Raw genomic sequence first — 15,840 nt, 5'->3', positions numbered from 1 at the left:
AACGCGATCAGCGCAGGTAAGGGCAAAGCTTGCTGCGGCCGCCATAGGTCGTGTAGCGGCCCGTATCCCAGTCGAAAGACTTGAAACGGCGGGCGCAGCGCTCTTGCGCCGAATAGGGCGCGCCGCCTTCATCGTCCTCGTCATAATAAGAGGCGCTGGTCGACCCGTCCGGATAGTCATAGACGTAGTGCGGTCCGATATGGGTCGGGTAATAGCCGCGGCTGTAATAATAGGGATAGTCATAATAGCGGTAGCTCGGCCCGACAGACAGATGGGCCTCCGGGGCGCGGCTGCGGCCCCCCACCTCGATGAGATGATCCGCGCCGCTCTCCGCTGGCTTCACCATGGACGGCCCGGCCGACGCCGCATTGGCCGCTGGCGCGAAGCCCCCCAGACCGCCCCCCAACAGGCAAGCCATCAGCATGGATGCGCATAAATTCCGGCTGCTCATGAAATTCCCCTCGCTTGTGCTATGAACGTCATTGCTAGTTGGCGGCCACGCCCATGGCCTGCGCCGCTTGAACGATGCGCTGCTGCGTCTCGGGCTCGTCGGCGAACACGGTCTTGGCTTTCTCGAGCGCGGCCCGCGCCTTCTCGGCATCCTTCATCGCCATGCGCGAGCGGATCAGCATGATCCAGCCATCGGGATCCTTCGGCGAGGTCTCCAGACGGCCCGCGAGCCGGTCGACCATGCCCGACACCATCGATTGGCGATCCTGGTCGCTGAGCTGCTTGGCGCTCTCGATATCGGCCGCGCTCGGGCCTACGGCGCCAGGGTGGGCAGGCATGGCAGGAGCCTGCGCCACGGCGGCGCCCGCCGGTTTGGCCTCGGCGAGCTTGGCGCTGACGTCGATGCCGGCGGCCTTGGCGGATTCCTCGATGCGGCTGCGCAGATCGCCGGTCCATTCGGCATCGGCGGGCGCGATCTTGTAGAGCGCCAGCCAATCGTCGATGGCGCCTTGCGTATCGCCCTTCTGCTGCTTGGCGGCCCCCTTGAAGAAGCGGGCGCGCTCGTCATTGGGGTTCATCGCCAACACCTCGTCGAAAGTCGCCAACGCCGCGTCCGTCACCATGCCGGCCGCCTTGACCTGCGCCTCGCCATAAAGGGCGCGCAGGGTCGGGTTGTCCTTCTGCAGCTCGACGGCCTTGCCATAGGCGGTGACGGCGTCCTGATTGCGCCCGATGGTGTCGTAGGACCAGCCGAGCACGCGCCAGCCATCGGCATCCTTCGGGTTGGCCTCCAGCCGCTGCTCGAGCCGCTTCACCATCGCCTCGACGTCGCCGCCGCCGGGCTGGCCCTCCACCGCCTGAGCGGTCTGGCCTTGCGGCCCGGCGACCACCGCCGCCCGCTGCGCCCATGCATCCTGCGCGGGAGCGGAAACCGCCGCCAATTCCGGACGGCCGAGCGAAGCGTAGAGCCCGACCGAGCCCAGGATGACGATGGAGGTGACGCCGGTCACCATGCGGTATTGCCAGTTCGGCGCGACCCGATCGGCGGGACCGTTCTCGGCTTTGCCCGCCGACAGAATCCGCCTTTCGATCTCGAGGCGCATGGAGGCGGCTTCGGCCTCCTCGATCAGCCCCTGCGTCCGGTCGCGTTCAACTTCGGCGAGCTGGTCCTTATAGACATCGATGCTGGACGCAGCGCCCGTATTGGCGCCGCGGAACAGGAACGGCGCCGCGACAATCAGGGCAGCGACCGCCGATAGAATGGTGAGAATCAACCAAAGCGTCATGCCGTTGGACTTTCTTTAAGAATGGATTGCAATGCCTTGCGTTCCGCCTCCGTCAATGCCGGGGACGCATCGGCCTCGGCAGTGCCGGGACGCCTGCGGACGAGGCTCCAGCCGGCGAAGAGCGCCAACATGAATATGAGGGCCGGACCGAACCACAAGAGCAGCGTGTTGATCTGCACGGGCGGCTTCAGCAGGACGAAATTGCCATAGCGGGCAACGATATAGGCGTTGGCGGCTTCATCCGAATCGCCGGCCTGCAGCCGCTCGCGCAGCAAAACGCGCAGATCGCGGGCGAGCGGGGCGTTGGAATCGTCGATGGACTGGTTCTGGCAGACGACGCAGCGCAGATGCTGGCTGAGATTGCGCGCCCGCAGCTCCAGCGCCGGATCGGCAAGCACCTCGCTCGGCTCGACGGCCAGCGAAGGCCTGGACGCCGCCAGCGCGCAGAGTAGAAAGGATGCCACTAGAAGGCGGTGCTTCATAGAGGTGTGCTCCTATTCGGCCGGGGCGAGCGCCGGAGCGCGCCGCGCCCGTTGCGGCGCCCCCAGGCGGAAGCGGCGATCCGAAAGCGAGACGAAGCCGCCGAGCGCCATGATGATCGGCCCGAACCAGATCCAGGGCGCGAGCGGATGGTAATAGGCCCGCACCGTCCATTCCTTCGTGCCGTTCCGCTCGCCGATGGCGAGATAGACATTCGAGAACAGATTGGTGTGTATGCCGGCCTCGGTGGTCTGCGTGCGGCGGACCGAATAATAGCGGCGCTCGGCATGCAGCGTGGAGACGTGGCTGCCATTGCGGCCGATGTCGAACAGCGCCCGCTCGGCCTGATAGTTGGGACCGGCAACGTCCGAGACCGATTTCAGCGTCACATGATAGCCGCCGACATCGAGCTGGCCGCCGACCGGCAGCGAGCGCAGCTCCTCCTGCTTCCAGGCCGACATGGCGGTGATCCCGGCGACCGTAACGCCGATGCCGGCATGGGCGAGGACGAGGCCGTAGACCGAGCGCGGGGTGAGCCGCGCCAGATGCAGGCTGGCCGGGACGGGCACCTGTCCAAGCCGGGTGCGGTGCGCCAGGATGGCGAGCGATCCGACGATCACCCAGACCGCCAGGGCGAAGCCGAAGGCAGCGAGCGCATGGGCGCCGAATGTGGCGATGAGGATCGCGGCCAGGACGAGACCGGCAATGACGGCCGGCCGCATCAGTTTCGCCAGGCCGGCGCGAATGCTGTCGCGTTTCCATTTCAGCATCGGCCCGAGCACCATGACGATGAGCAGCGGAATCATCATCGGGACGAAGGTGAGGTTGTAGAAGGGCGCGCCGACGGTGATCTTGTCGTTGCTCGTCGCTTCGATGATGAGCGGATAGAAGGTGCCCAGGAAGACGGTGGCGCAGGCCGAGAGCAGCAGCACGTTGTTCATGACGAGGCTCGATTCGCGGCTGAAGCCGGCGAAGGGCGCCCCCTGCTTGAGGGACGGCGCGCGATAGGCGTAGAGCGCCAGAGCGCCGCCCGAAGTCAGCGCGATCAGGCCGAGGATGAACACGCCGCGCGCCGGGTCCATGGCGAAGGAATGCACGCTGGTCAGCACGCCGGAGCGGACCACGAACGTGCCGATCAGGCTGAGGGAAAAGGTTAAGATGCCGAGCAGGATGGTCCAGTTGACCAGCGTCTGGCGGCGCTCGACGACGAGCGCGGAATGCAGCAGGGCGGTGCCAGCCAGCCAGGGCATGAAGGAGGCGTTCTCGACCGGGTCCCAGAACCACCAGCCGCCCCAGCCGAGCTCGTAATAGGCCCAGAAGCTGCCGAGCGTGATGCCGATGGTCAGGAAACACCAGGCGGCGAGCACCCAGGGCCGCACCCAGCGCGCCCAGCTCGCATCGACCTTGCCCTCGATCAGAGCGGCGACGGAGAAGGAAAACGCCATCGAGAACCCGACATAGCCGAGATAGAGGAAAGGCGGATGGATCGCCAGCCCGATATCCTGCAGCAGGGGATTGAGATCCTGGCCGTCGGGCGCGGCTGGAAACAGCCGGATGAAGGGGTTGGAGGTGAACAGGATGAAGGCCAGGAAGCCCGTCCCCACCGTGCCCTGCACCGCAAGCGCGCGCGCTTTCAGCGGCGCCGGCAGGTTGCCGCCGAAAATCGCCACTGCCGCGCCGAAGATCGCCAGAATCAGCACCCAGAGCAGCATCGAGCCTTCGTGATTGCCCCAGGCGGCCGTCACCTTATAGATTAGCGGCATCGCCGAGTTGGAATTTTCGGCGACATTCAGCACCGAAAAATCGGACATGACATAGCAGCCGATCAGCGCGGCGAAAGCGGCGGTCAGGAAGACCATCTGCCCGATCGCCGCGGACGAGGCGAATCGCATCAATTGCAGATCGCCGAGGCGGGTTCCGATCAAGGGCACGACCGATTGCGCCAGCGCGAGCGTCAATGTCAGGATGAGGGCAAAATGACCGGTTTCAGCGACCACCACGATTTCCCTTATTGCGGATGAGTGAAGGCGCATGCGGGAACGTTGCCGGTACACGCGCTTTCCGGAGAGGCCTACCCTAGAGCTTTTATAAGGCGATGAATGGGCGGCTTGCTGTCTGGACTATGGCAATTCGGCCCCATCCCGTGAACAATATAATTCGATTTTTTTCGCTTCAGAATTGCCATAACACAATCATTGTGGCAGCGGGGCATATTTCCAACCCATTGAATCTAATGTCATTTTTTCGATGGATTAGAAATTTTCATAACATCTATCTCAAACTTGCCATCTTTGTCATGGTTTCGCTTCAGACGCGGCCATCTAACGCCCCTTTTGATTATTAATCTCCGGTTCAGCAATCCCGTACGGCGGTCGAGCGCCGTTTTCGCTTGAGCGATCAAATCGGGGCCACCCTGAAATCTATGGGGGAAGAAGGGGCGATGAAACGACGAACCGCACTATCCATGGGCGCTTTCGCCAGCGCCGTTTTGCTGCAAGCGGCATTCCTGAGCCATACGGCCGTCGCCGGGTCCACCGAGACCTTGGCGGCGCCAACCGTACAAGCACAGCCCGGGCTGAGATTTGCCCAAAATGTCGGAACGCACGGAGCCATCGACGCGCATTCGGCGCTCGAGGCTCTGATCAAGGAGGACGAGGCGAAACGAGCCTCGGGCGAAGGCGCCAAGTCACAAGTCGTCGGCGGCGAGCAGAAGCTGTCCGCCGATGCCGACGCGGACGGCTATGGGCAGACCTCCCTCCTCGCCGCGGCCGCGAGAGAATCCAAAGGCAAGGAATCGCCGATTCCGGCGGTCGACGAGGAGACGCTCTCTTTATATCCGACCGCCGCGCAATGCGGCGAATGCCATAAGCAGATCTATGAGGAATGGTCTTCCTCGCAGCACGCCTATGCCTCGATCTCGCCGATGTTCCACGCCTTCGAGCAGAAGTTCCAGGAGCTCACGCGCGGCACGGTCGGCACCTTCTGCGTGCGCTGCCACCAGCAGGTCGGCACGCAGCTCGGCGAGGCTCGCGACACCCCGCTCTGGGCGCGCAGCCAGATCTCGCGCGAGGGCATCAGTTGCATCACCTGCCACCGCGTCAAGGAGAACTACGGCAAGGTCAACGGCGAACGCCGGGTCGAGCCGGGCAAGATCTACGAGCCGGTCTATGGCAGCGGCGAAAAGAGCGTGATCAAGGACGTTCTTGCCAACAAGGACAGCTATTCGGTCAAGACCAGCCCCGAAGGGCGCGGTAACGACATTCACGACGGCATGATCCTCAACAGCCAGATGAAGACGTCGGAGTTCTGCGTCAGTTGCCATCAGGTGGCGGTGAACCTCGGCATCAAGCTCGAGATCGTGTGGGATCAATATCGCGACAGCCCGGCCAAGAAAGCCGGCGTGACTTGCCAGGACTGCCATATGGGTCAGGTTCCGGGCAAGGCCGAGGGTTACGCGACCGCTCCCTCCGCCATCGTCGGCGGCAAGGAGATCAATCCGGGACGCAAGCACGCCAATCACAGCTTCGTCGGCCCCGGCTATTCGATCGCCCATCCCGGCATCTTCCCGCAGAACAAGAAGGCCCAGGCTTTCAGCATCAAGGATTGGCTCCAGTTCGACTGGCGCGCCGGCTGGGGCACCAAGGACTTCGAGGACAAGGTTGCCGACGGCAAGATCAAGGTCAACTTCCCGCAGCGCTGGGCCGATGCCCTCGATCGTGAAGACGGCCGCGTGATCATCGAAGAGAACCTCAAGAAGCTCGACGCACGCGACGCGCTCCGGCATGAGGTGATGGAGAACAGCAGCAAGGTCGACGGCCCCTATATCGAAAGCAAGCCCAGGGTCGGCGGCGATCTGGCCTTCTCCTACAAGATCAAGAACATGAATACAGGGCACAACCTGCCGTCCGGTTCGCTGGGTGCGCAGCCGCAGCTCTGGGTGAACGTCGCCCTCGTCGATCCTGACGGCCAGAATGTCTGGGAGTCCGGCTATATCGACAGCAATGGCGACATGGCCGACCTGCACAGCCTCGACGTGGCGGCTGGCAGCATCAAGACCGACCAGCAGCTGGTGCACTTCCAGACCAAGTTCTTGACCACCAACATCAAGGGCACGGACCGTGAAATGTACCTGCCGGTGAACTTCGACATCGACCAGCTGCCGCAGCTGCGCGCGCCGCAGGTCCCGACCACGGTTCTCAACCATCCGCCGCTGGTGCGCATGGAGAACCACTCGCTGACGCCGCTCGGCGAGAAGGTGGCCAGCTACAACGTGCCGGGCAGGCTGATTACCAAGCCCGGCAAGTACCGCCTCGCCTTCCGCATGCGCAGCCGGGCCGAGCCGATCTACTTCATGCGCTTCGTCGGTGCCACCAAGGAAATGGAGCAGCGCATGAATGAGCGGATGGCAAGCTTCCATGCCTTCGCCGTGGATGTGGAAGTGAAGTGACGCGCGACTAGCAGCCGACGGTTTCGGATTGGGGACCCGCCTTGGGGTCTAAAAAAGCGGGTCCCCAGCCTTTCCGAGACATCCTGCGGGGCGGGCAGCCCCGCGGGTCAGAGCCACGAAGATCACCGCATCGACAGCGATCTGCTGTGGCCCAAGTGGGGTGGTGAATCCCACTTGGCGGGTCCGAGGGACGGCCCTGCCTGACGTCGAGACGAGGGAGAATTGGGTGACTAAGACAGATGGGGGTTTCCACGTGACTTGGAGAGCAAAAGGCAACCTACGGTATTGCGTCAGGACAACGACCGTCCTGGCCACGACCGCGCTGGTGGCCGGCGGCTACCTTGCGATGTCCGGCACGGCGGCGAATGCTGAGGCAGGTTTGAGCAACGAGGCCCGCAAGGGCGGCAAGTTGATCGCCGCCGGCGAGAGCACCAACGAGGCGCGCAAGGAAGGCAAGCTGGCCGCGCCGGGCGAAAGCATCAATAGCGGCGGCAAGGGAAGCCGGTTGAGCCAGGGGGCGGCCGCCCCGCAGGGCGATGGCGGCGATTCCGACGCGCAATATGTCGAGCAATATTCCGAAGCCAAGACCGCGGACCAGACGTCGGATCCCGGGATCGGCACGAGCAGCAACAAGTCCGGCAAGGAAGACCTCTTCCGCCCCGGCCCGCAATATGACGGCAATTACAACGCCGACAAGAATGTCGACGTCTACGGCGCCAAGAAGGCGGTCGAGCCGTCGCGTCCGCTGATCGAGGCGGGCCGCGAGCAATATACGGCCGGCGACTACAATCAGGAGAGCTCGCTCCTTGGCCAGAACAACCTGCTGATCCCCGGCCTTGCCATTTACGGCGACTGGCGCACGGCGATCGCCTACAACCAGAATAACGGCAAGGACATCGCCCAGATCGCGACGCGCGTGAATATCGACGTCGACTTCAAGATCACCGGCACCGAGCGCATCCACGCCTTCTTCACGCCGCTGCAGGACAACAATCAGTTCACCCGCTTCGAGTTCGGCGGCGGCGACGGCAATAAGGACTTCAACGAGGAATTCGACCTGAACCCGCAGACCTTGTTCTTCGAGGGCGACGTCGGCTCGATCTATTCCGGCCTGTCGGGCTCGGCCGCCGGCTTCGATCTGCCGTTCACCGTGGGTCTGTTCCCGCTGTTCCTGCAGAACGGCATCTGGGCCAACGACGCCATCCTCGGCGGCGCGGTGAGCCTCACCGCCAAGAACTCGCAGAAGCTGGGCCTGTCCAACTACGACATCACCTTCTTCACCGCGGTGGACAATGTCGACAACGCCATCGTCAATGGCGGCGACTTCGCCAACCGCAACAACAACGTCTCCAACCTTTATGGCGTGACCACCTTCATCGACGCCTTCGGCGGCTATATCGAAGCCGGCTACGGCCTGATCCAAGGCGTCGACGACCAGGTGGACGGCCAGTTGACCAATTTCGTCACGGCCTCCTATACGCGGCGCTACGCCAACACCTTGTCGAACTCGACGCGCTTCTTCGCCAATTTCGGCAATGGCGACGAGGACGAAGGCTTTGCCATCATCTCGGAAAACAGCCTGATCTCGGGACTGCCGAGCACGCTGCTGCCCTATGCCAACTTCTTCGTCGGCTCCGGCAATCCGCAGCCGCTGGTCGACGGCAATGGCGCCGGCATCCTGAAGAATGTCGGCATCAACTTCGAGACCGACGCGCTGACGGGCTTCCCCAAGCTCAACGACACCGGCTCGAACGCGTATGGCGGCGCTGTGGGCCTGCAATATCTGTTCAATCTGGATCAGCAGCTCGTCTTCGAATTGGCCACGGTGCAGCCCTTCGGCGAGACCATCGCCGGCATCGGCACGGCGGACCCGCAATATGGCTTCGGCGTCCGCTACCAGATCCCGCTCAACAACGACTGGCTGTTCCGCGCCGACGCGACCTATCAGATCGTCGACAATCCCGAGGTCGAAGACAATTTCGGCCTCCGCGCCGAGTTCCGCCGGAAGTTCTGACCGGCGGCCTTCCATGATGCGGCCGGCTTGCGCGGGGGATGCCTTGCGCAAGCCGGATCATCCCGCCGGCCCGGCCGTCCGGGCTGTAGCACTCCCCCTCAAATCAGCACCAAAGCCGCTCCCGACCCTGCCGCGCCAGGCTTTGCCGGCCGCGCCGCCGCGGCCGCCGTGACAATGCGGGGTGGCGCGACGGCGCGCGGCACCGTATGAAGGGGCTCGATCAACCCCGCGCGAGGATATTCAGCCATGATCCGCGAGACGATTTCGGCGGCGCTCAAGGACGCCATGAAGAGCAAGAACGAGGCGGGCGTCTCGACCATCCGGATGATCAATGCCGCCATCAAGCAGAAGGATATCGACGTCGCCCGGCCGCGCGGCGACGAGACCATCGCCGACGAGGAGGTGCTGAGCCTGCTCCAGGCCATGATCAAGTCGCGCCGCGAGGCGATCGAGATGTTCAGGCAGGGCAATCGCGACGATCTGATTCAGAAGGAGACCGCCGAGATCGGCCTGATCGAGCAGTTTCTGCCGCGCCAGCTCGGCGCCGAGGAGACGGAGGCGGCGATCGCCGCCGTCATCGCCAAGACCGGCGCGGCGAGCGTCAAGGACATGGGCAAGGTGATGGCCGCGCTGAAGGCGGACTATGCCGGCCAGCTCGACATGAGCCGGGCGAGCGCCCTGGTGAAACAGCAGCTCAGCGGCAATTGACCGGCCATCGCGGCCTCGTCCATGCCGACCGGGACGAGGCCGTGCTTAGCCCTTGGCGGGCAGGAGCGAGACGAAGCCGATCGCCAATGCGGTGAAGCGTTTCAGCTCGGCGTCCTCGGCGAGCCCCTCGACCGAGACCATGGCCCAGCCCCGCATCACCTTGCCCGTCACATCCATGGGTTTGACATGCCGTTCGGCGGCGAGGGACGCAGCGGCGGCCTCGCCGACCCGGATGATGAGCCAGTCCTTATGGATGCCGACGCACATATTGCCGTTCAGCATCCAGCAAATGCCGCCGAACATGGTCCGGGGCCGGAACCCAGGGCAGCCGGCGAGAATGTCCTCCAGCCTCGCCGCCAGCCCCGGATCGTAGAGCCTGCGCTTGTTGGCCACGCCGCGGCGGGGCGCGATGCGAAGGCTTGCCGTCAATATTGCGCCGCCGTGAACCCGGCAGGCGCCGCATCGATCACCTGATTGCCGAAGCGCTGCACCTCCAGCACCGCGAAGCCGCGCTCCGACGTGCCGTCCGGGCGCAGGCGGAACAGCCCGTCGACGCCGGCAAAGCCGCTCGACCGGGTCAGCGTCGCCGTACCGAAGCGCGAGCCCGCCGGGTTGTTCGACAGCGAAATGGCAAGGCTCACCGCGTCATAGGCGAGCGTCGACAGGCGCGGCGGCACGTCGCCATAGGTCTCGACATAACGCTTGGTGAAATCGGTCCAGCCCTTGGGATCGGGGGCCGAGAACCAGCCGCTGACCAGCGCCTGTTCCTTGCCGACGCCGGTATAGTCCCAACCCGCCGTGCCGACGACCTTGATCTGCGTGGTGTCGACTTCCGAATAGGGCAGCAGCGGCGCCAGCGCCGGCAGCGAATCCTGCCCCGCCGGGATGAACAGCACGTCGAACTGCGCCGGCTGGCCCTTCTTGGCCAGCTCCGCGATCTCGCGCACCGGCGCCAGCATGCCATTGGCATCCTGCGGATAGCTCTTCACGGCGACGATCTGCCCGCCGAGCTGCTTCACCGAGCCGAGGAAGCTCTGCTCGACGAGACGGCCATATTCGGTCTGCGGGATCAGCGCCGCAAAGCGCGTCTTGCCCTGCGTCACCGCATAGGAGACGATGCGCGGCACGTCGCTGCCGGCGAGGAAGGACAGCAGATACACGCCATTGCCGGCAACCTTGCGGTCGCTGGAGAAGGCGATCATCGGAATGTTGGCGCGCTGCGCGATGGGCGCGGCGGCGGAGACCTCATTGGCGAAAAGCGGCCCGATGATCAGCTCGGCGCCTTCCTTGACGGCGCTTTCGGCCGCGGCCTTGGCGCCTTCCGGCGTACCGCGCGTATCCTTCGGCACCAGCTCGACATTGGGATTGTCGAAATCGAACAGCGCCAATTCGCCGGCCTGCTTCAGCGCCTGCGCCACTTTCGCCGAATTGGGCGAACTCATCGGCAGCAGGAAGGCGACCTTCACCGCCGTCTTGGCGGGGCCCGCCGTCACCTTGGTGGTGCCGGTGCCGGCGGCATCGTCGCCGCCGCCGCCGATCAGGCTGCGCCCGCCGCCGATCGAGCAGCCGGCCAGGAATAGCGCGCCAAACACAAGGGCCGCCGCGCTTTTCAGCGCCAGGCCGAACCGGGTGGATCCATGAAAGCTGTGAGCCAACATCTAACTCTTATCATCCTCTCCGTGCCAGGGAGCCGAAGCGCCGCCGCAGCCTCGCGGTCCCCCATCCCATTCCCGGGCTGACCGCTTCCACTTCAATGTCGGACGTCGGGGCGAAGCGTATGATCATGGGAATCACCGGCCGCACGCCGAGGGTGGCATATTTTTCCGCGCCTATCACCCCATCTTTTGCTATGCGGTGAGTGTGGCCATAGAGTGGTGTACCGGCGGCCAACGCACGCAAAACGCTTCATCGACGGATCCAGCCATGGCCGAAATGCTGAACGAAGCCGTGCAGGCGGCGCTGGCCAGGGAAATGGCGGCCCCGCTCGCCCCCGGCCTCTACCTGGTCGCCACGCCCATCGGCAACCTGACCGATATCAGCCTGCGGGCGCTCGCCGTGCTCGCCCGCGCCGACCGCGTCTTCTGCGAGGACACCCGCCACAGCCAGAAGCTGATCTCCCATTATGGCCTGCCCTCGCGCCTTGCCGCCTATCACGACCACAATGCCGCAAGGGAGCGGCCCAAGATCCTGAAGGCCCTGGAAGGCGGCGCCTCGGTCGCCCTGATCTCCGATGCGGGCACGCCGCTGATCTCCGATCCCGGCTACAAGCTCGTCCGCGAAGCCGCCCTGCAGGGCACGCCGGTGTTCAGCATCCCCGGCGCCTCCGCCGTGCTGGCGGGCCTCGCCTCGAGCGGCCTGCCGACCGACGCCTTCTTCTTCGCCGGCTTCCTGCCTCCGCGCGAGGCCGCCGCCCGCGCCCGGCTCGAGGAGCTGACCGGGATCCCCGGCACGCTGATCCTCTTCGACACCGCCAGCCGCCTCGACAAGACGCTGAAATCCCTCGGCGAGCTCTTCCCGGCCCGCGAACTGGTGATCGCCCGCGAACTGACCAAGCGCTTCGAGGAAGTCATCCGCGTCACCCTGCCCGCCCCCGCGCTCATCGGCGCCGACTGGAAAGGTGAATTCGTCCTGCTGATCTCCCCGCCCGCCGAGCAAAGCGTCGATGAAGACGAGATTCGCAGCGCCATTATCGACGCCCTTCAGCACTCGAGCCTGCGAGATGCTGTGGAGGACGTAAGAAGAACATTGCGTGTACCGCGCCGTCAGGTCTACGATTTGGCCCTGAAGCATCAAAAGGGTTCATCCCGTGACGAGTCTGAGTAAAGCCGGCAAGATCCAGGCCTATCACCGGGGCCTCAAGGCCGAGGCGGACGCCGAAAACCTGCTCGCCGGGCGCGGCTATGAAATCCTCAGCCGCCGCTACCGGTCTCCGGCCGGGGAGATCGATCTGGTCGCCGCCAGGGGCGCGCATCTGGCCTTTGTCGAGGTCAAGGCGCGGAGGAGCCGCGATGACGCCGCCTGGTCCGTCACCCCGCGCCAGCAGCGCCGCATCGCCGATGCCGCCAGCTACTGGCTGCAAAGCTTTCCGGAATATCAGGACCGCGATATTTCCTTCGACGCCGTGCTGTTCGCGCCGGCGGCCGGGGCCGAATATATCTCCGATGCCTTCCGGCCGGGATTCTGACAGAGGGCGTCAAAGCGGCGCTGCCGCATATCCGGCTGGACCTTGGCCGCAATAGGCGCTAACTCCGCTCGACTTGGCACCCGGCAAAGTGGCGAGCCGGCATGTCTGCCCTCAAGCAGGAGACCCCCATGGCGCTGCGCGTCGCTTTTCAGATGGACCCGATCGACAGGCTGGCGATCAAGGGCGATTCCACTTTTGCCCTGATGCTCGAAGGCCAGCGGCGCGGGCATGAGCAGTTCTACTACACGCCGCCGGACCTGTTCATGCGCGACCGGCGCGTGCTTGCCCATGCCAGCCCCGTCCAGGTCGCCGACGAAGCCGGCAGCCATTACCGCCTCGGCGAGCGCCAGCTCCTCGACCTCGCCGGCTGCGACGTGGTGCATCTGCGCCAGGATCCGCCCTTCGACATGAGCTACATCACCACCACCCATCTGCTGGAGGCGCTCTCGCCCGGCGTCTTGGTGGTCAACGATCCGGCCAGCGTCCGCAACGCGCCGGAAAAGCTCTTCGTCACCCAGTTCCCCGAGCTGATGCCGCCGACGCTGATCACCCGCTCGCTCGAGGACGTCAAAGCCTTCCGCGCCGAGCACCGCGACATCATCCTGAAGCCGCTTTACGGCAATGGCGGCGCGGCCGTCTTCCGGATGCAGCCGGACGACACCAATATCGGCTCGCTGGTCGAGCTGTTTCAAAGCGTCTTCCGCGAACCCTTCATCGTGCAGCGCTACCAGCCGGAAGTGCGCAATGGCGACAAGCGCATCATCCTGGTCGACGGCGAGATCGCCGGGGCCATCAACCGCATCCCCGCCGCCGAGGAGACCCGCTCGAACATGCATGTCGGCGGCCGCCCCGAGCCGACCGGCATCACCGAACGCGAGCGCGTGATCTGCGCCACCATCGGCCCCGAGCTGAAGCGGCGCGGCCTGATCTTCACCGGCATCGACGTGATCGGCGATTTCCTCACCGAAATCAACGTCACCTCGCCGACCGGCATCCGCGAAGTGAAACGGTTCGGCGGCCCCGACATCGCCGCGATGATCTGGGACGTGATCGAAGCCAAGCGCGCCGGTGGGCCCGCCGCTTCCGCTCCGTAATGCTGCTTATGTTCGCGCAATGTTCCCGCTGCTATGGTCGCCCCATCTTGGTCGGCGGCGACCGGCATGAGGGTGGAACGGATGTTTGCGCAAGTCTCGACGGTGGCCTTTCTGGGGATCGACGCCCGCCCTGTCGACGTGCAGGTGCAGATCGGCCCCGGCCTCCCCTCCTTCTCCATCGTCGGCCTGCCGGATAAGGCGGTCGCGGAAAGCCGGGAGCGGGTGCGGGCCGCGCTCTGCTCCATCGGTCTCGGGCTGCCGGCCAAGCGCATTACGGTCAATCTCGCGCCCGCCGATCTGCCGAAAGAGGGCAGTCATTACGACCTGCCGATCGCCGTCGGGCTGATGGTGGCGAGCGGCGCCATGCCGGGCGACGAGGTCGCCGATTATGCGGTGATCGGCGAGCTGGGCCTCGACGGCTCGGTCGCCGCCGTGACGGGCTGCCTGCCCGCCGCCATCGGCGCCAACGCCATGGGCAAGGGTTTGATCTGTCCCTATGCCTGCGGCCCCGAGGCCGCCTGGGCCTCGCCCGACATGGCCATCCTCGCGCCGCCGCATCTCCTGGTGCTCGCCAATCATTTCAAGGGCCTGACCTGCCTGCCCCGGCCGAACCCCGAACTCGACACCGGCCAGCCGGAAACGCTCGACCTGCGCGATGTGCGCGGCCAGGAGATGGCCAAGCGCGCCATCGAGATCGCCGCAGCGGGCGGCCACCACCTGCTGATGACCGGACCGCCCGGCGCCGGCAAATCGATGCTCGCCCAGCGCCTGCCCGGCCTGCTGCCGCCGCTCTCGCCGCAGGAGATGCTGGAAATCTCGATGATCCAGAGCATGGCCGGCCAGCTCGGCGGCGGCCGCCTCAGCAGGGTGAGGCCGTTCCGCACTCCGCACCATTCCGCCAGCATGGCGGCGCTGGTCGGCGGCGGCTCACGACCGAGGCCCGGCGAAGTCGCCCTCGCCCATCACGGCGTGCTCTTCCTCGACGAGCTGCCTGAATTCGCCCCGCAGGTCATCGACGCGCTTCGCCAGCCGCTCGAATCCGGCGCCATCGTCATCGCCCGCGCCAATCACCGCATCTCCTACCCGACCCGCATCCAGCTCGTCGCCGCCATGAACCCGTGCCGCTGCGGCCATGCCGGCGAGCCGGGCTTCTCCTGCCGCCAGGGGCAGAACTGCAAGGAGCGCTATCTCTCCCGCATCTCCGGCCCCATCCTCGACCGCATCGACATCCGCATCACCGTGCCGTCGGTGACGGCGGCCGATCTCGCCCAGCCGCCCGCCCGCGACGGCAGCCGCGAGGTCGGCGCCCGCGTCGAGGCGGCGCGCCTGCGCCAGTTCGAGCGCTACGACGCCATCGCGCCGGGCACGAGGACCAACGCCGAATGCCCGCCCTCCCTGCTGGACGAGGTCGCGACGCCCGACGCCGCCGGGCAGAAGCTGCTGCAGGAGGCGGCGCTGAAATTCGGCATGTCCGCGCGCGGCTATCACCGCAGCTTGCGGCTCGCCCGCACCCTCGCCGATCTCGACGGGGAAGCCAGGGTGCGCCATCTGCATGTCGCCGAGGCGCTGGCCTATCGCGGCGGCGGCATCGGCGGTTTGGGGGAGAATGCCCGGCCGCCCTTGCAGATCGAATCGTCTCTGGCTGCGCCGTTCTGAGTCTGGGCGCGCGAGAGCCGGCCGGCGGCCGCATACGGAACGCGACAACGGTTCCGTATACCGGGGCGCCGCCTAATTATGCCGTCGGCGCCTCGGCCTCCGCCCGCACATCCGCCGGATGAAACCGCAGCACCGAGGCGAGCAGCCCCGGAAAGGCCCTCTCCATGCAGGGCCGCAGCGACACGAAACACCGCGTCCCCTCCTTGCGGTGCTGGATCACGCCGGCCAGCCGCAAAACCTTCAGATGATGGCTGAGCGTCGAATTGGCGATGTCGCAGTCGAAAGCGCTCGAACCGCGTTCGCCGCACTCCGCCAGCTCCCGCACGATGTCGAGGCGCACGCTATCGCTCAGGGCCGCCAGCACGGCGGTCAGAGTCAGCGCCTCCTGACAGGGATGCTCGAGCTGCTTCATGCGAAAATTCCTCTTTCATTCGATGTTCGTCGAACATAGATTAACGGACGGCCGGACGCCATCGCAAATGGAGTGCCCGGCCATTCCTTGATCCCAGCGGCGGGCAGGC

At 65.5% G+C, this 15,840-nt stretch carries 14 protein-coding genes; 7 read left to right on the top strand and 7 right to left on the bottom strand.

Features of this window, described 5'->3' with window-relative positions:
• Positions 1-7: 7 nt before the first annotated feature.
• From BLEFHOIH_RS26660 to BLEFHOIH_RS13185, 4 genes are all read right to left on the bottom strand, one after another.
• Complete coding sequence (locus BLEFHOIH_RS26660; RefSeq protein WP_170937144.1) at positions 8-346, bottom strand: BA14K family protein; 339 nt, start codon at positions 344-346, stop codon at positions 8-10.
• Positions 347-485: 139 nt separating this feature from the next.
• Positions 486-1,736, bottom strand: coding sequence for a c-type cytochrome biogenesis protein CcmI (ccmI, locus tag BLEFHOIH_RS13195; RefSeq protein WP_088346146.1), 1,251 nt, complete (start codon positions 1,734-1,736; stop codon positions 486-488).
• Positions 1,733-2,218, bottom strand: a complete 486-nt coding sequence (locus BLEFHOIH_RS13190) for a cytochrome c-type biogenesis protein (RefSeq protein WP_088346144.1) — start codon at positions 2,216-2,218, stop codon at positions 1,733-1,735. Before BLEFHOIH_RS13190 ends, ccmI begins: the two co-directional genes overlap by 4 nt.
• A 12-nt stretch (positions 2,219-2,230) precedes the next feature.
• Complete coding sequence (locus BLEFHOIH_RS13185; RefSeq protein ID WP_088346142.1) at positions 2,231-4,213, bottom strand: heme lyase CcmF/NrfE family subunit; 1,983 nt, start codon at positions 4,211-4,213, stop codon at positions 2,231-2,233.
• Between the two features lie 443 nt (positions 4,214-4,656).
• Here BLEFHOIH_RS13185 and BLEFHOIH_RS13180 point away from each other — a divergent pair, with 443 nt between their 5' ends.
• From BLEFHOIH_RS13180 to BLEFHOIH_RS13170, 3 genes are all read left to right on the top strand, one after another.
• Entirely contained in the window at positions 4,657-6,663 is a 2,007-nt protein-coding gene (locus BLEFHOIH_RS13180; RefSeq protein WP_088346274.1) for a multiheme c-type cytochrome, read from the top strand.
• Between the two features lie 379 nt (positions 6,664-7,042).
• The gene (locus BLEFHOIH_RS13175; RefSeq protein WP_245296996.1) at positions 7,043-8,677 is read left to right on the top strand and encodes a hypothetical protein; all 1,635 of its coding nucleotides are present in this window, start codon (positions 7,043-7,045) and stop codon (positions 8,675-8,677) included.
• A gap of 246 nt (positions 8,678-8,923) precedes the next feature.
• Positions 8,924-9,385 carry a GatB/YqeY domain-containing protein gene (locus tag BLEFHOIH_RS13170; protein ID WP_088346138.1) on the top strand — a complete coding sequence of 154 codons (462 nt, stop codon included), beginning with the start codon at positions 8,924-8,926 and terminating at the stop codon, positions 9,383-9,385.
• Positions 9,386-9,430: 45 nt separating this feature from the next.
• On the opposite strand, the gene BLEFHOIH_RS13165 is transcribed toward BLEFHOIH_RS13170, so the two are convergent.
• Positions 9,431-9,814, bottom strand: coding sequence for a TfoX/Sxy family protein (locus tag BLEFHOIH_RS13165; protein ID WP_088346137.1), 384 nt, complete (start codon positions 9,812-9,814; stop codon positions 9,431-9,433).
• Positions 9,811-11,043 (bottom strand): penicillin-binding protein activator, encoded by a 1,233-nt coding sequence (locus tag BLEFHOIH_RS13160; protein ID WP_088346135.1) that lies wholly within the window; start codon positions 11,041-11,043, stop codon positions 9,811-9,813. Before BLEFHOIH_RS13160 ends, BLEFHOIH_RS13165 begins: the two co-directional genes overlap by 4 nt.
• A gap of 265 nt (positions 11,044-11,308) precedes the next feature.
• Here BLEFHOIH_RS13160 and rsmI point away from each other — a divergent pair, with 265 nt between their 5' ends.
• From rsmI to BLEFHOIH_RS13140, 4 genes are all read left to right on the top strand, one after another.
• The gene (rsmI, locus tag BLEFHOIH_RS13155; protein WP_245296995.1) at positions 11,309-12,208 is read left to right on the top strand and encodes a 16S rRNA (cytidine(1402)-2'-O)-methyltransferase; all 900 of its coding nucleotides are present in this window, start codon (positions 11,309-11,311) and stop codon (positions 12,206-12,208) included.
• Positions 12,192-12,569 carry a YraN family protein gene (locus BLEFHOIH_RS13150; protein ID WP_088346133.1) on the top strand — a complete coding sequence of 126 codons (378 nt, stop codon included), beginning with the start codon at positions 12,192-12,194 and terminating at the stop codon, positions 12,567-12,569. Before rsmI ends, BLEFHOIH_RS13150 begins: the two co-directional genes overlap by 17 nt.
• A 128-nt stretch (positions 12,570-12,697) precedes the next feature.
• Positions 12,698-13,663, top strand: coding sequence for a glutathione synthase (gene gshB / locus BLEFHOIH_RS13145; RefSeq protein WP_088346270.1), 966 nt, complete (start codon positions 12,698-12,700; stop codon positions 13,661-13,663).
• Between the two features lie 81 nt (positions 13,664-13,744).
• Positions 13,745-15,319 carry a YifB family Mg chelatase-like AAA ATPase gene (locus BLEFHOIH_RS13140; RefSeq protein ID WP_088346131.1) on the top strand — a complete coding sequence of 525 codons (1,575 nt, stop codon included), beginning with the start codon at positions 13,745-13,747 and terminating at the stop codon, positions 15,317-15,319.
• 76 nt (positions 15,320-15,395) lie between these two features.
• Here BLEFHOIH_RS13140 and BLEFHOIH_RS13135 read toward each other — a convergent pair whose 3' ends face one another.
• On the bottom strand, positions 15,396-15,731 hold the full coding sequence (locus BLEFHOIH_RS13135) for a helix-turn-helix domain-containing protein (RefSeq protein WP_088346129.1): 336 nt from the start codon (positions 15,729-15,731) through the stop codon (positions 15,396-15,398).
• Between the last annotated feature and the right edge of the window lie 109 nt (positions 15,732-15,840).

This window comes from Rhodomicrobium sp. R_RK_3, assembly GCF_002198715.1.
In the GTDB taxonomy this organism is placed as follows: domain Bacteria; phylum Pseudomonadota; class Alphaproteobacteria; order Rhizobiales; family Rhodomicrobiaceae; genus R-RK-3.
Note: the sequence above shows the minus strand (reverse complement) of the source record. Positions and strands in the feature narration are given on the sequence as shown.